The sequence below is a fragment of the Streptomyces sp. NBC_00820 genome (assembly GCF_036347055.1).
Classification (GTDB): Bacteria; Actinomycetota; Actinomycetes; order Streptomycetales; family Streptomycetaceae; genus Streptomyces.
Genome location: NZ_CP108882.1, coordinates 1,274,455 through 1,292,200 on the forward strand (window position 1 = coordinate 1,274,455; position 17,746 = coordinate 1,292,200).

Below are 17,746 nucleotides of genomic sequence, written 5' to 3' on the forward strand. Positions count from 1 at the left end.
GCCCGCATAACCCGTTCGATGTCAGGGGGGCCGCGAGTGTTACTTTGCGCAGGCGTCACCAAAACAGCACGGGTGGGGAGAGCACATGGACACCACGCAGCGGACCGATCAGCAGCGGTCCGCCGACCGCCGACGGCGCGAGCTGCTGGAGGCCGCCGACCGGGTGGTGCTGCGCGACGGCCCCCAGGCGTCGATGAACGCCATCGCCGCGGAAGCGGGCATCACGAAGCCGATCCTCTACCGGCACTTCGGCGACAAGGGCGGCCTTTACGCGGCCCTGGCCACGCGGCACACCGACGCGCTGCTCGCCTCGCTGCGGGCGGCGCTGGACGCTCCCGCGGACCGGCGGGAGCGGGTCGAGGCCACGCTGGACACGTACCTCGCGGCGATCGAGGCCGCGCCCCAGGTGTACCGGTTCCTGATGCACCCCGCCGAGGGCAGCCAGGGCGGCGACCACGGCTTCGACGTCGGCAAGCACAGCGTTCCGCTGCTGCGGCGGATGGGCGAGGAGCTGGCCCAGGTCATCGAGGAGCGCGTGGATCTCGGACCGGGGAGCCAGCAGCTGGCACGGGTCTGGGGACACGGGATCGTCGGGATGATGCACGCGGCCGGAGACTGGTGGCTGGGAGAACAGCCCTGCTCCCGGGCCGAGTTGGTGCGGTCCCTCGCGGATCTCCTGTGGGGGCGGCTCGCGGCGGCCGGGAACCGGGTCGGAGGACCCGGGTTCTGACGGCCACCCGCCGGACACGGGTGCGCGGAGGGTCGTCACGCACCCGCGGCGGAGCCGCACGGCGGCCCCTTCGCCCTTCAGGCCGTACCGGCCGCCCGGCGCCATGAGGCCCGCCCGATCTGCCGTTCCAGCCTGCGCTTGCGCCAGCCCGTCACATGGTCGGCGTACACGCCGCCCTCCAGGTGGTCGCACTCGTGCTGCAGGCACCTGGCGAAGAAGCCCGTGCCGTGGACGGTGACGGGCTCGCCCTTCACCGTGAAGCCCTCGACCACCGCGTGGTCGTGGCGTTCCGTGCCCGCCTCCAGGCCCGGGAGGGAAAGACAGCCCTCCGGTCCGCGGATCACCACGCCGTCCGCCTCCACGAGACGCGGATTCACGACATGGCCCAGGTGGCGCACATCGTCATCATCGGGACAGTCGTACACGAACACCCGCAAAGGGACGCCGATCTGGTTCGCGGCGAGACCCACGCCGTCGGCGGCGTACATGGTCGCGAACAAATCCTCCACAAGTGTTGCGAGTTCGGGACCGAAGTCCGTAACATCCCGGCACATTTCGGACAGAACGGGCTCGCCTAGCAGGGTGAGGGGCCGGACGCGCCCGCGGGCGCCCGGGATCGATCCGTGTCGCATGGCGGCAAGGGTACGGTTCGTTCGGCCCATCTCCGCCGCGCAGGTGTGGGCCGGGATTCGGGTGTGCGAATGGATCTCGATAGGCTGAGGTCCACACCACGTTGCCGGATGGGCCAAGTCGCGGCGCGTACGCAAGGAGGATCGAGAACTGATGGCAGGCAACTCGGACCCGCTCTCGCCGCGGGCCAAGCTGGCCGTGACCGCGGGCAAGGCCGTCGCCGCGGCGTCGCGGGCCGCCGGACGAGGCAGCGGGTCGGTGATCGGCGGCAAGGTCGCGCTGAAGCTGGACCCCGATCTGCTCGCCCGGCTCGCCCAGCACCTGGACGTCGTCCTGGTGTCGGCGACCAACGGCAAGACCACGACCACCCGGCTCATCGCCGAGGCGCTGCGCGCCGCAGGCCCCGTCGTGTCGAACGCGCTCGGCGCCAACATGCCGGCCGGTATCACCTCGGCACTGGCGGGCGGCTCGGACGCGAAGTTCGGCGTCATCGAGGTCGACGAGAAGTACCTGGCCGGTGTGGCCCGGGACACGAGCCCGAAGTGCATCGCGCTGCTGAACCTCTCCCGCGACCAGCTGGACCGCGCGGCCGAGACCCGCATGCTGGCGGAGAACTGGCGCGAGGGCCTGTCCGGCTCCAAGGCCGTGATCGTCGCCAACTGTGACGACCCGCTGGTGGTGTGGGCCGCCTCCTCCTCCCAGAATGTGATCTGGGTCGCAGCGGGGCAGATGTGGAAGGACGACGCCTGGTCCTGCCCGTCGTGCGGTGGGGTCATGCAGCGCCCCGGCGACGACTGGTTCTGCGGCGAGTGCGGCTTCCGCCGGCCGACGCCGAGCTGGGCCCTGTCCGGGGACCACGTGCTGGACCCGCACGGTTCCGCGTGGCCGATCCACCTGCAGCTGCCCGGCCGCGCCAACAAGGCGAACGCGACCAGCTCCGCGGCCGTCGCGGCCGTCTTCGGGGTGCCCCCGCAGGTCGGCCTGGAGCGGATGTACCAGGTGCAGGCCGTCGCCGGACGCTACGACGTCGTCCAGTTCGAGGGCCGTGACCTGCGGCTGCTGCTGGCCAAGAACCCGGCCGGCTGGCTGGAGACGTTCTCCCTGATCGACCCGCCGCCCACTCCGGTGATCCTCTCCGTGAACGCGCGCGGTGCCGACGGCACCGACACCTCCTGGCTGTGGGACGTCGACTACACGCGGCTGACCGGCCACCCGATCTTCGTGCTCGGCGACCGGAAGCTGGACCTCGCCGTCCGCCTGGAGGTCGCGAACCAGCACTTCCAGGTCTGTGACAACCTCGACCAGGCCGTACAGATGGCCCCTCCGGGACGCATCGAGGTCATCGCGAACTACACCGCGTTCCAGGACCTGCGCCGCCGCGTCGGCAACTGATCAGGAAGGGCGATCACTTCATGAGCGACAACCAACTGCGGCTGGTGTGGATCTACCCGGACCTGCTGAGCACCTACGGCGACCAGGGCAACGCGCTTGTCGTGGAGCGCCGGGCGCGCCAGCGTGGTCTGGACGTGGCACGGCTGGACGTGCGCAGCGACCAGCCGATCCCGACCTCCGGCGACATCTACCTGATCGGCGGCGGTGAGGACCGGCCCCAGCGGCTCGCGGCCGAGCGGCTGCGGCGCGACGGCCAGCTCTACCGCGCGGTGGAGAACGGCGCGATCGTGTTCTCCGTGTGCGCCGGCTACCAGATCCTCGGCCACGAGTTCATCAACGACCTCGGCCAGCGTGAGCCCGGCCTCGGCCTGCTCGACGTGGTGTCGGTGCGCGGCGAGGGCGAGCGGTGCGTCGGCGACGTCCTCGGGGACATCGACCCGCAGCTCGGCCTGCCCCAGCTGACCGGCTTCGAGAACCACCAGGGCGTCACCCACCTCGGCGCCACCGCCCGCCCCTTCGCCAAGGTCCAGCTGGGCCGGGGCAACGGCACCGGGGACGGCACGGAGGGCGCGTACAACGGGACCGTCTTCGGCACGTACATGCACGGGCCGGTCCTCGCCCGCAACCCGCTCGTCGCCGACCTGCTGCTGAAGCTGGCGCTGGACGTCAACGCCCTGCCGCCGATCGACGACCGGTGGTACGAGGCGCTGCGCAACGAGCGCATCGCCTCCGCCCAGCAGTCGGCGTAGGCGTTTCCCGGGGGCTCTTCGACGGGTTCCGGCGCTTCCGTAGCGGGCCCGCCTGACGGTCCGTCCGCTCACATGTGCGGGCGCGTCCAGCAGGCGGACGCCCGCTACGGAAGCACCCCCTGACGCCGGTAGGGTGACCGGGAATCCGCCGGACAACGCGGTCCGGTCTCCCGGCCCACGTCGAGAAGGTAATTCGGGCTATGCGCATTGGTGTCCTCACCTCCGGCGGCGACTGCCCCGGCCTGAACGCCGTCATCCGGTCTGTAGTCCACCGCGCCGTCGCCGACCACGGCGACGAGGTCATCGGTTTCCGGGACGGCTGGAAGGGCCTCCTGGAAGCGGACTGCGTCAAGCTCGACCTCGACGCCGTGGGCGGCATCCTCGCCCGCGGCGGCACCATCCTCGGCTCCTCCCGGGTACGTCCGGAGCATCTGCGCGACGGTGTCGAGCGTGCCAGGGGCCATGTCGCGGAGCTCGGCCTGGACGCGATCATCCCGATCGGCGGCGAGGGCACGCTCAAGGCGGCCCGGCTGCTGTCGGACAACGGCCTGCCCATCGTGGGCGTGCCCAAGACCATCGACAACGACATCGCCGTCACGGACGTCACCTTCGGCTTCGACACGGCCGTCGGCGTCGCCACCGAGGCGCTGGACCGGCTGAAGACCACCGCCGAGTCCCACCAGCGCGTGCTGATCGTCGAGGTCATGGGCCGGCACACCGGCTGGATCGCGCTGCACTCCGGCATGGCGGCCGGCGCCCACGCCGTCGTCGTACCCGAACGGCCCTTCGAAATCGAGGAGTTGGCCAAGAAGGTCGGCGCGCGGTTCGAGGCGGGCAAGCGGTTCGCCATCGTGGTCGCCGCGGAGGGTGCCAAGCCGCGGCCGGGTTCGATGGAGTTCGACGAGGGCGGCAAGGACGTCTACGGCCACGAGCGCTTCGCGGGCATCGCCCGGCAGCTGTCGGTCGAGCTGGAGCGGCGGCTCGGCAAGGAGGCCCGCCCGGTGATCCTCGGGCATGTGCAGCGGGGCGGGACACCGACGGCGTACGACCGGGTGCTGGCGACGCGGTTCGGGTGGCACGCCGTGGAGGCGGTGCACCGCGGGGAGTTCGGGACGATGGCCGCGCTGCGGGGGAACGACATCGTGATGGTGCCCCTGGCCGCCGCGGTGGAGAGCCTCAAGACCGTTCCCGCCGAGCGGTACGACGAGGCGGAGTGCGTTCTCTGAGGTCGCGCCGAACCGCCGGTGCGGGCGCCGTGCGCGGCCGGACCCGGTCGAGGAGGTGAGTGGGGGCCACTCTAGTCTGGTCCGGACAGACTTGCACAACCCCCACGAATCAGGAGCTGCCGGATGGATCACAGCGGGCACGGCATGATGATGGATCTGCCGCCGTTCACGCTGGGCAGGGGGCTCGAGTGGTCGGCGGATCCCTTCTTTCTCGTCGCCTGCGTCGCCGGGCTCGCGCTGTACGGCTGGGGCGTCGTGCGGCTGCGGCGGCGGGGGGACTCCTGGCCGGTGGCGCGGACGGTGTCGTACGTCCTCGGTGTGCTGAGCATCGGGCTGGTGATGTGCACCAGGCTGAACGACTACGGCATGATCATGTTCAGCGTGCACATGGTGCAGCACATGGTGATCAGCATGGTGTCCCCGATCCTGGTCCTGCTGGGCGCCCCGGTCACACTGGCGCTGCGCGCGCTGCCGGTCGCCGGGAAGGGCCGCAAGGGGCCGCGTGAGCTGCTGCTGGCGCTGCTGCACAGCCGGTACATGCGGATCATCACGCACCCGGCGTTCACCATCCCGCTGTTCATCTCGAGCCTGTACGCGCTGTACTTCACCCCGATCTTCGACTTCCTGATGGGGTCCAGGCTCGGCCACATCGGGATGATGGTGCACTTCCTCGCGGTGGGCGTGGCGTTCTTCTGGCCGATCATCGGTGTCGACCCCGGGCCGCGCCGTCCGGGCCATCTGATGCGGATGCTGGAGCTGTTCGCCGGCATGCCGTTCCACGCGTTCTTCGGCATCGCGCTGATGATGGCGTCGTCGCCCATGGTGGAGACGTTCAAGAACCCGCCCGCCTCGCTCGGCATCGACGCGTTCACCGACCAGAGCGCGGCCGGCGGCATCGCCTGGGGCTTCAGCGAGGTCCCCTCCGTGCTGGTGCTGATCGCGCTGCTGTTCCAGTGGTACGGCTCCGAGCAGCGGCAGGCCAAGCGCTCGGACCGGGCCGCCGACCGGGACGGCGACAAGGAGTTGGAGGCGTACAACGCCTACCTGGCGTCGCTGAGCGCGCGCAAGGGCTGAGTCCGCACTGCGGACACACGACACCGAACTTCCCCGGGGCCGGCATCGCGGTATCGCGAAGCCGGCCCCGCGCTGTGTCCTGTCGGGCCGTGCCGGGGCACCATGGTGAGGGACGTCCCACGAGGAGGGTGCCGCGATGCCCGGTTCCGCGAAGGGTTCCACCAAGGCGATGGGGGCGCTGACCGTCGGCGGACTCGTCGTCGTCACGGCGTACACGGTCGCGCTCGGCAGCAACGGCTGGCTCTGGTTCGGATGGGTGGTCCTCGGCCTGCTGACGCTCGCCATGGTCGTCACCCAGTCCTAGGGGTGCTCGGTCCGGGTGGGGGTGATTGCCGCATGTCCTGGGCAGGGGTGATTGCCGCTCGTCCCGGTCAGAGGTGATTACAGTTCCCGCATGAACAGCAGGGCCGCGTCCTTCGACGACCTCGACCGGAAGATCATCACCGCGCTGATGGCCAACGCCAGGAGCAGCTTCGCCGAGATCGGCGGGGCGGTCGGGCTGTCGGCCACCGCGGTCAAGCGGCGCGTGGACCGGCTGCGGGAGACCGGGGTGATCACCGGTTTCACGGCGACCGTGCAGCCCTCCGCGCTCGGCTGGCGCACGGAGGCGTACGTCGAGGTGTACTGCGAGGGCGCGGCCCCGCCCCGCCGGCTGGCCGAGGTGGTGCGCAACCATCCGGAGATCACGGCGGCCATGACGGTGACCGGCGGCGCGGACGCGCTGCTGCATGTGCGGGCGCGGGATGTGGAGCACTTCGAGGGCGTGCTGGAGCGCATCCGTGCCGAACCGTTCATCCGGAAGACGATCAGCGTGATGGTGCTGTCCCACCTCCTCCCGGAAAGCCCGGAAGCGGGCGCCACCCAAGTCGCGCCCGAGTGATCGCTCCCAAACCTCAGACACGCGCAGGTGTCCTGCGTTCTCCCTGGTGAGAACGCAGCGATACTGCGCGGACGCGCAGCTTTTGTTGCTTGTCGACCGTCTCGGTCACTTCTTACCTTGGTGTAACCCCAAGTGACACACAGGAAAGCGGAGGGAACCCTCTGTGCTCGAGAGTCGTGTGGCGCGCCCGCGGCGCTTCCTTGTCTGCGAACCCAGACACTTCGCCGTGCAGTACGCGATCAACCCCTGGATGCACCCCGACACGCCCGTCGACGTGGATCTGGCCCAAGAGCAGTGGCAGGCACTGATGCACGCCTACCGCACCCACGGCCACACCGTCGAGTCGGTCGAGCCGGTGCCGGGCCTGCCCGACATGGTCTTCGCCGCGAACGCGGCGTTCGTGGTCGGCGGCCGGGTCTTCGGCTCCCTGTTCCACGCGCCGGAGCGGCGCCCCGAGTCCGAGCACTTCGACGGCTGGTTCAAGTCGGCCGGTTACGACGTGTACCGGCCCCTGTCGGTGACCGAGGGCGAGGGCGACCTGGTGTGGACGGGCCGTTACGTGCTCGCAGGCACCGGCTTCCGCACCACCCGCGAGGCCCATCACGAGCTCCAGGAGTTCCTCGGGCACCCGGTGATCGCGCTGACCCTGGTGGACCCGTACTTCTACCACCTGGACACGGCCCTGTTCGTCCTGGACGACGACAACGTCGCCTACTACCCGGAGGCGTTCTCGGCGGGCAGCCTGGAGGTGCTGGGGCGCCTGTACCCGGACGCGGTGCTCGCCACCCGCGAGGACGCGATGGCCTTCGGCCTGAACTCCGTGTCCGACGGCCACCACGTCTTCATCGCCCCGCAGGCCGAGGCGCTCGCCGAGCGCCTGGCCGCCCACGGATACGACCCCGTCCCCGTCGACCTGTCCGAGTTCCACAAGGCCGGCGGCGGCATCAAGTGCTGCACCCAGGAGATCCGCTCATGACCGCACTCGCGCACGCGCGCACGTCCGCCGACCTGATCCGGGCGGAGGAGCCGGTCCTCGCGCACAACTACCACCCCCTGCCCGTCGTCGTGGCGCGGGCCGAGGGGGCCTGGGTGGAGGACGTCGAGGGCAAGCGTTACCTCGACATGCTGGCCGGCTACTCGGCCCTCAACTTCGGCCACCGCCACCCGGCCCTGATCGAGGCCGCGCACCGCCAGCTGGACCGCCTCACGCTCACCTCCCGCGCCTTCCACAACGACCGGCTCGCCGAGTTCGCCGAGCGGCTCGCGGAGCTGACCGGGCTGGACATGGTGCTGCCGATGAACACCGGCGCCGAGGCGGTGGAGAGCGGCATCAAGGTGGCCCGCAAGTGGGCGTACGACGTGAAGGGCGTCCCGGACGGCCGGGCGACGATCGTGGTCGCGGCGGACAACTTCCACGGCCGTACGACCACGATCGTCAGCTTCTCCACGGACGAGACGGCGCGGGCGGGCTTCGGCCCCTTCACGCCCGGCTTCAAGGTCGTGCCGTACAACGACCTCGCGGCACTGGAGGAGGCGGTCGACGACACGACGGCCGCGGTGCTGCTGGAGCCCATCCAGGGCGAGGCCGGGGTCGTCATCCCGGACGAGGGGTACCTGGCGGGCGTCCGGGAGCTGACCCGGCGCAAGGGCTGCCTGTTCATGGCGGACGAGATCCAGTCCGGGCTGGGCCGCACGGGCCGTACCCTCGCCGTGCAGCACGAGGACGTGGTCCCGGACGTGCTGCTGCTCGGCAAGGCTCTCGGCGGTGGCATCGTGCCCGTCTCGGCGGTGGTGGCGCGGCGCGAGGTGCTGGGCGTGCTGCACCCGGGCGAGCACGGCTCCACGTTCGGCGGCAACCCGCTGGCGGCGGCCGTGGGCATCGCGGTGCTGGAACTGCTGGAGACCGGTGAGTTCCAGCGCCGGGCCGCGGAGCTGGGCGTCGTCCTGCGCGACGGTCTGGCCGAGCTGGTCGGCAAGGGCGTGACCGGATTCCGGGCGCGCGGGTTGTGGGCGGGCGTCGACATCGATCCCGCGCTGGGCACGGGGCGCGAGATCAGCGAGCGTCTGATGCGGGAGGGGGTGCTGGTCAAGGACACCCACGGTTCCACGATCCGGCTGGCTCCCCCGCTGACCGTCACGGCCGGCGAACTGCGCTCCGCGCTCGCCGCGCTGGAGAGGGTGCTCGGTCAGGGCCACTGAGCGCGGCCCCGCAGGGGGCATGGAGACGGGGCGGGGGCCGGCGGTGCCGGCCCCCGCCCGCTCGGCATGCGGCCGGACGTCCGGCGTTCGTATCGGCGTGGCCGGTCCCTGGGGGCGGTCCCTGGGGGCGGTCCCGCACGAAGTCGGCGTCGAGCGCCTTGGGCAACATGCGGGCGGGCGTGGGAGCGGTCGGGTAGACCGGACGCAGGACAAGTCCCTGCCCCGCGAGGAGTCCGATGTCCGCAGTGCCTGGACCCGATGCGCTGTCAGCCCCCCGTCCGCCGTTCACCGCCGTGGCGATCGCGGCTTCCTGCGTGGGGTTCGTGCTGGTGGGGGCACTCCAGGCGCTGTACGGACCCGTGATGCCCACCCTGCAAAGGGAGTACGGCATCAGCCCGGCTGTCGCCGGGCTCAGCCTGAGCGCGCAGTTCGCCGCCGCCGCGCTCGGTGTGCTCGTCTACCGTCTGCTGAACGGCCGGCTGGGCCACCGGACGCTGCTCGGCGCCTCTTACGTCCTCATGGCTCTCGGAGCGTCGGCGTTCGCTCTCGCGCCGGTCTGGCCCGTCGCCCTGGCCGGCGCTTTCGTCATCGGTCTCGGCTTCGGGGGCGTCGTCTACGGCCTCAACCATCTGTTCACCGTCGGCTTCGGCCGGCGCGGCTCCGCGATGCTCAATCTGCTCAACGGCCACTTCGGTGTCGGCGCTGTCGCGGGGCCCGCCCTGGTGGGGTGGCTCGGTGCGAAGAACTATCCGGGCATCTTCATCGGTGTCGCCGTCGTCTGCGTGGTCGTCCTCCTCACCCTCGGCGGGGTGACCGCCCAGGAGCGGGAGACGGTTCTCGAAGTCACGTCGCGCCGGGATGTGCGCGTCGCGCCCGTCATCGCCGCGTTCATCGGCGTCTATGTGCTGCACGTGGCCATCGAGACCGGGGTCGGCGGATGGGAACCCACCCATCTGGAGAGCGTGGGCTACTCCGCCGCGACCGCCACGACCGCCACGTCGGCGTACTGGAGCGCCATGACCGTCGGCCGCTTCATCGTGGTCCCGCTCAGCCTGCGTTTCTCCGCGCCCGCGATTCTCACCGCCTGCTGCGCCGGCATGGCGGGCTCCCTGCTGCTCGCGACCCTGCCCATGGCGGCCCCCTACGCCTACGTCGGGGTGGGCCTCGCCATCGCACCGATCTTTCCCACGTGTCTGCCCTGGCTCAACCGCGCGGTTCCAGGCGTGGCCGCGGCGGGTGCGTATGTCATGGCCGCATCGATGCTCGGCGGCGTCACCTTCCCGCCCCTGCTGGGCGTGGTCATCGACGGCCTGGATGTCACAGCGCTCCCCCTCACACTCTTCGCGCTGGCCCTCGCGTGCATGCTGCTCGGCACAGGGCTGCGCAGGAACGCCCCCGATCCGGACGCGGAACCGAGATCCGCCCGGCCGGCCGCACCGCCGGAGATGCAGACGTGAGGGGCCAGTTGAAGAGCGCTCCCACGCAACTCTCGGACGGCAACGTAACCGTGAGCGAGGTGGGGGCGATCGTCGGGATGGCGTAGTTCGGCGGTGGGTCGGCACCGGGATCGCGCCGCGGCGACGCTTGACCTCCGGGGTACCTCGCGGCGTCGCGCGCGTAGTACCCCGGAGGTGATCGCCATGTCCAGCGCCTCGAGAAGGGCGTCGCATGACTCCTGCCGTCCCGCGTTCACCACTCCCTCGGAAGCCCGGACAGAATTAATTATATTTCCCACATTTTCGCCCGAGAGCCCTACGCGAGAGCTGGGCATCGGGTCGGAAATGTCAATCACATGATTTCCGTAACGCCGTACGCCGTTCGAATGAGCAACAATTCGCCGCACGTCGCATATGCCAAGGTGCAGATATTTCTGCGTAATATGCGGCATCAGCAACAAGGCTTCCCGGGTGATCGGTAGGGCCCGGTACGCCTCGGCCCCCACAGGAAATGGCCTTTCCATGAAGCTGAAGATCTCTCCAGCGACCCACCGCCGTACCATGTCCGGCTTGCTGGCCTCGGCCCTCGCCGCGACGGTCTCCGCCGCAATGGTCGTCATGACGCCGACGTCGGCGTCGGCGATCGCATTGCCCGTACCCCTGGGCACAGCCGCCGGCTACTCCGTTCTGGCGGGTCAGGGAGTCACCAACACCGGCAATTCGGTGCTCGCCCACGACCTCGGGACGCACCCGAACCCGGCCATCTCCGGATTCCCGCCCGGCCAGGTGGGTGGCGCCGTGCACCGCGCGGACGCTGCGGCCCTCCAGGCCAAGAGCGACCTGCTCGTGGCATACAACAACGCCGCCGGCCAGCCCCAGGACTTCCCGCTTCCCCCGGGAATCGGCGGAGGCCCTCCGCTGCTGCCCGGCGTCTACCACGCCACGGCCGGTCTCGGCATCACCGGCGACCTGGTCCTGGACGGCCAGGGAAGCTCGGACGGGGTCTGGGTCTTCCAGATTCCCGAAGCCCTGACGACGGCGACCTCCAGCCGGATTCTCCTCACGAACGGCGCTTCGGCGTGCAACGTGTACTGGGAGATCGGCAGTTCGGCGACGCTCGGCGTCACCTCCAGCTTCGTGGGCACCCTCATGACCGGGATCTCCATCACCGCGAACCAGGGGGCGAACATCGAGGGCCGGCTGCTGGCCCAGGTGGGGGCCGTGACCCTCAACAACAACAGGGTCTTCCTCAACGGGTGCGCGAGTTCCACCACGGGTGGAACGACGACGGGCACCACCACCGGCACCACCACCGGCACCACCACCGGCACGACGACCGGAACCACCACCGGCACGACCGCGGGCACGAGCGGAGGGCTCCTCGGCGGCGGCCTCGTCACCGGCGGCCTGCTCGGCGGCCCCATCGTCGGCACCGGCGGCACCTCGGGCAACACCGCCGGCAACACGTCCGGCAACACCGCGGGCAACACCGCGGGGAACACCACCTCCGGGAACACCTCGGGCAACACCGCCGGGAACACCACCGGCGGAATCACCACGGGCGGGAACACCACAGGCGGGAACACCACGGGCGGGAACACCACGGGCGGCAACGGCCACGGGCCGGGCAAGCCGGACCACGGTGGCAAGCCTGGAAAGCCGGCCCACGGCAGCAAGCCCGACCACGGGCAGCACATCCCTCCCGGCAAGCCCGAGGGCGAGGACGAGCACGGCCAGCAGGAGGACCACGGCCAGCAGTCCGACGAGGACTACGGCTACGCGGAGGCGCCCAAGGGCTACAAGGGCGACGACCACTCCGAGAGCTACGAGGGCTAAGCAGCGCACTGCGGGTCGGTCCGCACACCGAATGACGGCACGCGGCGGAATTCTCATCGAGTCCGCCGCGCGCCGTCGGTTTCGGCCGGCGAAAAAACGCCCGGCGCAAGCAGTTCACAGAGAAAGACAGGTAGGCGGTGTCGAGCGGAATTGACTCAGCGGACACGGAGAAAGTCCAGCAACCCGACTCCAGTCCGGCCACGCAGGAATGTCCCGACGCCACACCTGTTCCCACTGGGGTGTCGAGAGGTGTCCGGGCACTGCAGATCGGGCTGCGCGGCACCGTGCTCCTGTGCCTGGTGACGACCGTCTTCCACGTGATTCTGGTGTTCCTTCACGTGGCACCGGCCAACACCGCCTCCAAGAGATACACCCCGCTGATCAATGCGTGGGTGTACCCCTTCTTCGAACAGAATTGGCGGCTCTTCGCCCCGGACCCCGAATCCGTCAACCGGAAGATTCTGGCGAGAACCGCGCACACCGGCCCCGGCGGATCGGTTCAGGTGAGCTCCTGGTTCGACCTGACCGCCATCGACAGTTCCGCGGTCAGGCATCAGGCGTTCCCGAGCCACACGGCACAGAACATGTTGCGCCGCGCGTGGGCCGGCTATGTCGACTCCCACGGAGGAGACGACAAGGCACGCACGGAACGCGCCCTGATGATGCAGAAGTACCTGCGGAACATCGCCGCGGACCGCGCCACCGCCCGCCACAGGGGCACCTTCGACTTCATTCAGCTCCGCGTCGTCACACTGCCCATCGCCGCACCCGGCCCCGCCGCCGGCAATCGCCCGCCGACGCCGGTCGAGAACCGGCTTCTGCCCTGGTGGAAGGTGACCCGCCATGGAAAATGAGGCCCAGAGGACCGCGTCCGCCGGCGTCGAGCAGTGGGTCCACGACCGCATCACCGCCGCGTGGAACCTCCTGACCCGCCGCCCGGTCTCCCTGTACGCCGCATCGGTGCTGCGCATCGGCTACGGACTGCTCTACCTGATCTTTCTGCTGCGTGAGTTCCCGCACCGGGACGAGATCTGGGGCCCAGCCTCCCCGTGGACGCCCGCACTGGCCCACCAGCTCTTCGAGCAGACGGGATGGAACAGCGTTCTGGCGCTGTCCGACAGCCGTGTCTACTTCGATCTCTGCTACGCGCTGGCCCTCGTCGCGTCCGCCCTGTTCATGCTGGGCTGGCGGACCCGCGTCACGTCCGTCCTCTTCGCCGTTGTGGTGACCTCGTTCCACGCGCGGGCGATCTTCATGACGGACGGGGGCGACAACCTGGTCCTGCTGATGGCCCTCTACCTGCCCCTCACCGCCTGTGGCCGCCGCTGGTCCCTGGACGCACGCGGACACCGGCTGAAGGCAGCTCGTGCGGGTGACGCGGCGGAACGGGCCGGCGGCCTCTTGGCGCGGGAATTCCGCGATGCCCGCACCAGCCTGACCACGGTGGTGCACAACTGCGGCATGTTCCTCATCGCGGCACAGGTCTGCTTCCTCTACGGATCGGCCGGCCTGTACAAGGTCCAGGGTGCTTCCTGGGGCAGTGGCACCGCTCTCCACTACGTCCTGAACCTCGAACTCTTCCGGCCCTGGCCCGCGCTCTCCCACTTCGTGGACGAACACACGCTCGTGGTCGCCGTCGCCGGCTACATGACCGTGCTGCTACAGGTGGCCTTCCCGTTCGTGCTGTTCGGCAGGCTCAAGTATCCCGTTCTCATCATGCTGCTGGGCATGCACACCGGTATCGCCGTGCTCATGGGGCTGCCTCTCTTCTCCGGCGCGATGATCGTCGCGGACGCGGTGTTCCTCCCCGACCGCTTCTACACCCTCGTGCCCCGTCTCTGCCGACGCGCCGCACAGCGGACGGACCGGCGGCGAACGGCGACCGGACGAGCGGCAAGACTTGGAGCCGTACCCGCACAGAGCGGGCCCGGCAGCGCACTCGGCTCGATCCGTCGAGTCGCGTTTTCGGCGGAGCGGAAGGACAGTCCGGCCAAGCGGCACGATCAGGGCACAGGGCACTGAGGAGTGCCCTTCCGATTCCGATCGTTGGGTGTGTCCTGCGCGTCCACATCGCTGGTCGTGCCGCCGCGCAGGGCATCGGTGGAGCCGTCGGTGGACTCCGGGCCGACGAGGTCGTCACCGATCTCCGCCTCCCCCAGGGCCACGGCCTGGGGGAGGCCGTGATCATCCGTCTGGACCTGAATCCGCTCCCGGCGTTTCGCGTTTACATGGAGCCCGCAGGATCACGCGGTACAGCGATCGGACCGGCGCGTCCTCGAAGCACGCGGCGCGTGTCCTGAGGAGCACCCCATGCAGATCCTGATAATTCTCGTCATCGTGTTCGGCATCCTGGTCCTGCTGGCCCTTGCCCTGTCCGTGAAGGTCGTCAAGCAGTACGAGCAAGGGGTGCTGTTCCGCTTCGGCCGGCTCGCCGGAACCCGTGCCCCCGGGCTGCGGTTCATCATCCCTGTCGTCGACGTCCTGCACCGGGTGTCGCTGCGGGTCGTCACGATGCCGATCCAGTCCCAGGGCATCATCACCCGGGACAACGTGAGCGTCGACGTGTCGGCGGTCGCCTACTACCGGGTCGTCGATGCCGTGAAGTCGGTCGTGGCGGTCGAGAACGTCCAGGCGGCGATCAACCAGATCGCCCAGACCACCCTGCGGAAGGTGGTCGGCCAGCACACTCTGGACGAGACGCTGTCCGAGACGGATCGGATCAATCTGGTCATCCGGCAGATCCTCGACGTCACCACCGTCGAGTGGGGCGTGCAGGTCACACTGGTCGAGCTGAAGGACATCCAGCTGCCCGAGACCATGAAGCGCGCGATGGCCCGTCAGGCCGAGGCCGAGCGGGAGAAGCGAGCCAAGATCATCAGCGCGGAGGGCGAGTCGCTGGCCGCCGCCGCGCTCGGCGATGCCTCGGACACCATGATGGCCCACCCGCTGGCCCTCCAGCTGCGCAACCTGCAGAGTCTGGTGGAGATCGGAGTCGACAAGAACACCACCGTCGTCTTCCCCGCCCCGCTCATGAGCACCATCGGTGAACTCGGCTCCTTCCTCGCACGGGAGACCACGGCCGCCGCACCTCCCGCGGTCGCCGCGCCTCCACCGGCCGACACCCGCCGCGCCGAGACCCCTCTACGGCCGGCCGGCGACATGCCCGGCAGCGCGGCATGAGCCGGCTGCGGCCCGCCGATGGCCGACCGCCGCCATCACGCGGCCGGCCGTCACGTCCTGACGACGGCCGTCGCGTCCTGACGACGGCCGCCCCGCCCTCGGACGCGGACGTACCGCTACCCCAGGCGCCGAGCTGGGCCGAACAGTCGCCGGCGGGGCGGGCCGGGGCCCCGCCCGGAGTGCCGCCCGGCACGAGGCATACGCAGGCGCCCAGGGCGCCGCACTCAACAGCCTGATCGCCGTGTCCGGGCGTTCCAAGAGTGCTTGACCACGACCGTCTCCCGACAGGCCCTGGTCTCCACCGGCCGGCCGGGCTCTCGCCCGGACCGGCCGTGGTCGGCTCAGGCAGCCGGCCACCGACGATTCATCGCTGCGGGCGTCGTCCTTGACAGCGGGCGATCTGCTGATGCCCTGTCAGCCGACTCGCCGAAGGTGCAGCATGAGTCCTGCCGAACATGGTTACAGATGACTGCAGACGCACACAGGCACAATTCCGCAATCACCGCCTTGACCTGCGGAGACCCTGGTCAACAGCGGACCTGACAGAGGGAAGGGCGAGCCGTGTTCTACCACCTGCTGAAGTACGTGCTGCTGGGGCCGCTGCTGAGGCTGTTCTTCCGGCCCCGCATCGAGGGTCCGGAGAACGTACCGGCGTCGGGACCGGCGATCATCGCGGGGAACCATCTGTCCTTCTCCGACCACTTCCTGATGCCGACCATACTGAAACGGCGCATCACCTTCCTCGCCAAGGCGGAGTACTTCACCGGGCCGGGCGTCAAAGGGCGTCTGACCGCGTTCTTCTTCCGCAGCGCGGGGCAGATCCCGGTGGACCGGTCCGGCAAGGAGGCGGGGCAGGCCGCGATCCGCGAGGGCCTCGGCGTCCTGGCCGGGGGCGAGCTGCTGGGGGTCTACCCGGAGGGCACCCGGTCGCACGACGGCCGGCTCTACAAGGGCAAGGTCGGGGTGGCCGTGATGGCGCTGAAGGCCGGCGCGCCCGTCGTGCCGTGCGCGATGATCGGCACGTTCGAGGCACAGCCGCCCGGCAAGAAGATCCCCAGCTTCCACCCGGTCGTCATCCGCTTCGGCGAGCCGCTCGACTTCTCCCGCTACGCCGGCATGGAGAACGAGAAGACCGTCCTGCGGGCGGTCACCGACGAGATCATGTACGCGATCCTGTCGCTGTCCGGGCAGGAGTACGTCGATCAGTACGCGGCTGTCGTGAAGGCGGAGCAGGCGGCGACTCTGGGCACGAAGGAGCGCAGGTTCCCCCGCGTGCCGCTCAGTTGACCTCTGCCGTCGGCAGAAGCGTCTGCCCGCGGGCGTGCGGCGTGCCTAGGCTCGCCGCATGAGAAACGCTTTGGTGATCGGTGCGAGCGGGCAGATCGGCCGTCCGGCGGTGGCGGCGCTGGCCCGGGACGGCTGGCAGGTGACGGCCGCCTCGCGTGGCGGCGGCCGGGACGGGTCGTGGGGAGAGGACGTGCGGACGGTCCGGCTGGACCGGTCCGACGACGGCGCGCTCGCGGCCGTCGTCGGCGACGGCTGTGACGTGGTCGTCGATCTGGTGGCCTACGACGCCGCGCACGCACGGCAGTTGACGGCACTCGCGGACCGGATCGGCTCCGCGGTGGTCGTCTCCAGCGTGTCGGTGTACGAGGACGGCGAGGGGCGGGGCTTCGACACGCAGGACCGGCCGGACGGCTTCCCCGTCTACCCGGTGCCGGTCCCGGAGAGCCAGCCGACCGTGGCCCCGGGCGAAACGTCGTACAGCACCCGCAAGGCGGCGCTGGAGTCCGAACTCGGCTCCGCCGACGGCACGTTGCCGACTACCGTGCTGCGTCCGGGCGCGGTGCACGGCCCCCACAGCCCGCTCCCCCGCGAGCTGTACTTCGTGAAGCGCAACCTGGACGGACGGACCGGCCGGGTGCTCGCGTACCGCGGGGAGAGCCGGTTCCATCCGTCGAGCGCGCGGAACATCGCCGAACTGATCCGGCTGGCCGCGGCCCGGCCCGGTTCCCGGGTGCTCAACGCCTGTGATCCGCAGGCGCCGACGACCGCGGAGATCGGGGCGGCGATCGACGCGGTCATGGGCGTGAAGACGGAGACCGAGCTCGTCGACGGGGTGCCGCCCGGCGACTCGGTGGGCCGCACGCCCTGGTCGGTCCCGCTGCCGGTGGTGTGCGACATGGCGGCCGCCGAGCGGGAGTTGGGCTACCGGCCGGTGGTGTCGTACGAGGAGAGCCTGCCGGAGACGGTGGAGTGGCTGCGTCGCCGGCTGTCGCGGGGAGACTGGCGGGAGGCCTTCCCGCTGCTCGCGCGCGCGTATCCCGGCCTGTTCGACTACGCGGCCGAGGACGCCTGGCGGGCGGGCGTGTGACGGAGGGCGTGTGACGGAGGGGCGGCCGGAGACTCCGGCC

The 17,746-nt window shown here is 70.3% G+C and carries 17 protein-coding genes; 16 read left to right on the forward strand and 1 reads right to left on the reverse strand.

Annotated features, from left to right (window positions below; genetic code table 11):
• Positions 1-85 precede the first annotated feature (85 nt).
• Entirely contained in the window at positions 86-730 is a 645-nt protein-coding gene (locus tag OIB37_RS05860; RefSeq protein ID WP_330456451.1) for a TetR family transcriptional regulator, read from the forward strand.
• A 77-nt stretch (positions 731-807) separates the two neighbouring features.
• Here the strand turns inward: OIB37_RS05860 and def are convergent, their stop codons facing one another.
• Complete coding sequence (gene def / locus OIB37_RS05865; RefSeq protein WP_330456452.1) at positions 808-1,362, reverse strand: peptide deformylase; 555 nt, start codon at positions 1,360-1,362, stop codon at positions 808-810.
• 151 nt (positions 1,363-1,513) lie between these two features.
• On the opposite strand from def, the gene OIB37_RS05870 reads away from it, so the two are divergent.
• The 15 genes from OIB37_RS05870 (at position 1,514) to OIB37_RS05940 (ending at position 17,706) form a co-directional block, all read left to right on the forward strand.
• Positions 1,514-2,752, forward strand: coding sequence for a MurT ligase domain-containing protein (locus OIB37_RS05870; protein ID WP_330456453.1), 1,239 nt, complete (start codon positions 1,514-1,516; stop codon positions 2,750-2,752).
• A gap of 20 nt (positions 2,753-2,772) precedes the next feature.
• Positions 2,773-3,501 carry a type 1 glutamine amidotransferase gene (locus tag OIB37_RS05875; RefSeq protein WP_330456454.1) on the forward strand — a complete coding sequence of 243 codons (729 nt, stop codon included), beginning with the start codon at positions 2,773-2,775 and terminating at the stop codon, positions 3,499-3,501.
• 200 nt (positions 3,502-3,701) lie between these two features.
• Entirely contained in the window at positions 3,702-4,727 is a 1,026-nt protein-coding gene (locus OIB37_RS05880) for a 6-phosphofructokinase (RefSeq protein WP_330456455.1), read from the forward strand.
• Between the two features lie 123 nt (positions 4,728-4,850).
• On the forward strand, positions 4,851-5,801 hold the full coding sequence (locus tag OIB37_RS05885; RefSeq protein ID WP_330456456.1) for a cytochrome c oxidase assembly protein: 951 nt from the start codon (positions 4,851-4,853) through the stop codon (positions 5,799-5,801).
• A gap of 136 nt (positions 5,802-5,937) precedes the next feature.
• Complete coding sequence (locus tag OIB37_RS05890) at positions 5,938-6,105, forward strand: hypothetical protein (RefSeq protein WP_330456457.1); 168 nt, start codon at positions 5,938-5,940, stop codon at positions 6,103-6,105.
• 90 nt (positions 6,106-6,195) lie between these two features.
• Positions 6,196-6,681: an Lrp/AsnC family transcriptional regulator gene (locus OIB37_RS05895; RefSeq protein ID WP_330456458.1), complete on the forward strand. Its 486-nt coding sequence runs from the start codon at positions 6,196-6,198 to the stop codon at positions 6,679-6,681.
• Between the two features lie 163 nt (positions 6,682-6,844).
• Positions 6,845-7,657 (forward strand): dimethylargininase, encoded by an 813-nt coding sequence (gene ddaH / locus OIB37_RS05900; RefSeq protein ID WP_330456459.1) that lies wholly within the window; start codon positions 6,845-6,847, stop codon positions 7,655-7,657.
• Complete coding sequence (gene rocD, locus OIB37_RS05905; protein WP_330456460.1) at positions 7,654-8,880, forward strand: ornithine--oxo-acid transaminase; 1,227 nt, start codon at positions 7,654-7,656, stop codon at positions 8,878-8,880. The genes ddaH and rocD overlap by 4 nt, the downstream gene beginning before the upstream one ends.
• A gap of 236 nt (positions 8,881-9,116) precedes the next feature.
• A complete protein-coding gene (locus tag OIB37_RS05910; protein ID WP_330456461.1) occupies positions 9,117-10,337 on the forward strand; it encodes an MFS transporter in 1,221 nt (406 codons plus the stop codon).
• Between the two features lie 540 nt (positions 10,338-10,877).
• The gene (locus OIB37_RS05915) at positions 10,878-12,152 is read left to right on the forward strand and encodes an ice-binding family protein (protein WP_330456462.1); all 1,275 of its coding nucleotides are present in this window, start codon (positions 10,878-10,880) and stop codon (positions 12,150-12,152) included.
• A gap of 299 nt (positions 12,153-12,451) precedes the next feature.
• Positions 12,452-13,006, forward strand: coding sequence for a DUF5819 family protein (locus OIB37_RS05920; protein WP_330456463.1), 555 nt, complete (start codon positions 12,452-12,454; stop codon positions 13,004-13,006).
• Positions 12,996-14,174 (forward strand): HTTM domain-containing protein, encoded by a 1,179-nt coding sequence (locus OIB37_RS05925; protein ID WP_330456464.1) that lies wholly within the window; start codon positions 12,996-12,998, stop codon positions 14,172-14,174. Before OIB37_RS05920 ends, OIB37_RS05925 begins: the two co-directional genes overlap by 11 nt.
• A 288-nt stretch (positions 14,175-14,462) precedes the next feature.
• A complete protein-coding gene (locus tag OIB37_RS05930; protein ID WP_330456465.1) occupies positions 14,463-15,332 on the forward strand; it encodes a slipin family protein in 870 nt (289 codons plus the stop codon).
• A 561-nt stretch (positions 15,333-15,893) separates the two neighbouring features.
• Complete coding sequence (locus tag OIB37_RS05935) at positions 15,894-16,619, forward strand: lysophospholipid acyltransferase family protein (RefSeq protein WP_330456466.1); 726 nt, start codon at positions 15,894-15,896, stop codon at positions 16,617-16,619.
• Positions 16,620-16,689: 70 nt separating this feature from the next.
• Positions 16,690-17,706, forward strand: a complete 1,017-nt coding sequence (locus OIB37_RS05940) for an NAD-dependent epimerase/dehydratase family protein (protein WP_330461774.1) — start codon at positions 16,690-16,692, stop codon at positions 17,704-17,706.
• The last annotated feature ends 40 nt before the right edge of the window (positions 17,707-17,746 follow it).

What these genes read in the sequence shown, in the direction of transcription:
- rocD (WP_330456460.1), top strand. Translation starts at nt 7,654, where the DNA reads ATGACCGCACTCGCGCACGCGCGCACGTCCGCCGACCTGATCCGGGCG.
- OIB37_RS05910 (WP_330456461.1), top strand. Translation starts at nt 9,117, where the DNA reads ATGTCCGCAGTGCCTGGACCCGATGCGCTGTCAGCCCCCCGTCCGCCG.
- OIB37_RS05875 (WP_330456454.1), top strand. Translation starts at nt 2,773, where the DNA reads ATGAGCGACAACCAACTGCGGCTGGTGTGGATCTACCCGGACCTGCTG.
- OIB37_RS05870 (WP_330456453.1), top strand. Translation starts at nt 1,514, where the DNA reads ATGGCAGGCAACTCGGACCCGCTCTCGCCGCGGGCCAAGCTGGCCGTG.
- OIB37_RS05895 (WP_330456458.1), top strand. Translation starts at nt 6,196, where the DNA reads ATGAACAGCAGGGCCGCGTCCTTCGACGACCTCGACCGGAAGATCATC.
- OIB37_RS05885 (WP_330456456.1), top strand. Translation starts at nt 4,851, where the DNA reads ATGGATCACAGCGGGCACGGCATGATGATGGATCTGCCGCCGTTCACG.
- OIB37_RS05915 (WP_330456462.1), top strand. Translation starts at nt 10,878, where the DNA reads ATGTCCGGCTTGCTGGCCTCGGCCCTCGCCGCGACGGTCTCCGCCGCA.
- OIB37_RS05930 (WP_330456465.1), top strand. Translation starts at nt 14,463, where the DNA reads ATGCAGATCCTGATAATTCTCGTCATCGTGTTCGGCATCCTGGTCCTG.
- OIB37_RS05860 (WP_330456451.1), top strand. Translation starts at nt 86, where the DNA reads ATGGACACCACGCAGCGGACCGATCAGCAGCGGTCCGCCGACCGCCGA.
- def (WP_330456452.1), bottom strand. Translation starts at nt 1,362, where the DNA reads ATGCGACACGGATCGATCCCGGGCGCCCGCGGGCGCGTCCGGCCCCTC.
- OIB37_RS05880 (WP_330456455.1), top strand. Translation starts at nt 3,702, where the DNA reads ATGCGCATTGGTGTCCTCACCTCCGGCGGCGACTGCCCCGGCCTGAAC.
- OIB37_RS05890 (WP_330456457.1), top strand. Translation starts at nt 5,938, where the DNA reads ATGCCCGGTTCCGCGAAGGGTTCCACCAAGGCGATGGGGGCGCTGACC.
- OIB37_RS05925 (WP_330456464.1), top strand. Translation starts at nt 12,996, where the DNA reads ATGGAAAATGAGGCCCAGAGGACCGCGTCCGCCGGCGTCGAGCAGTGG.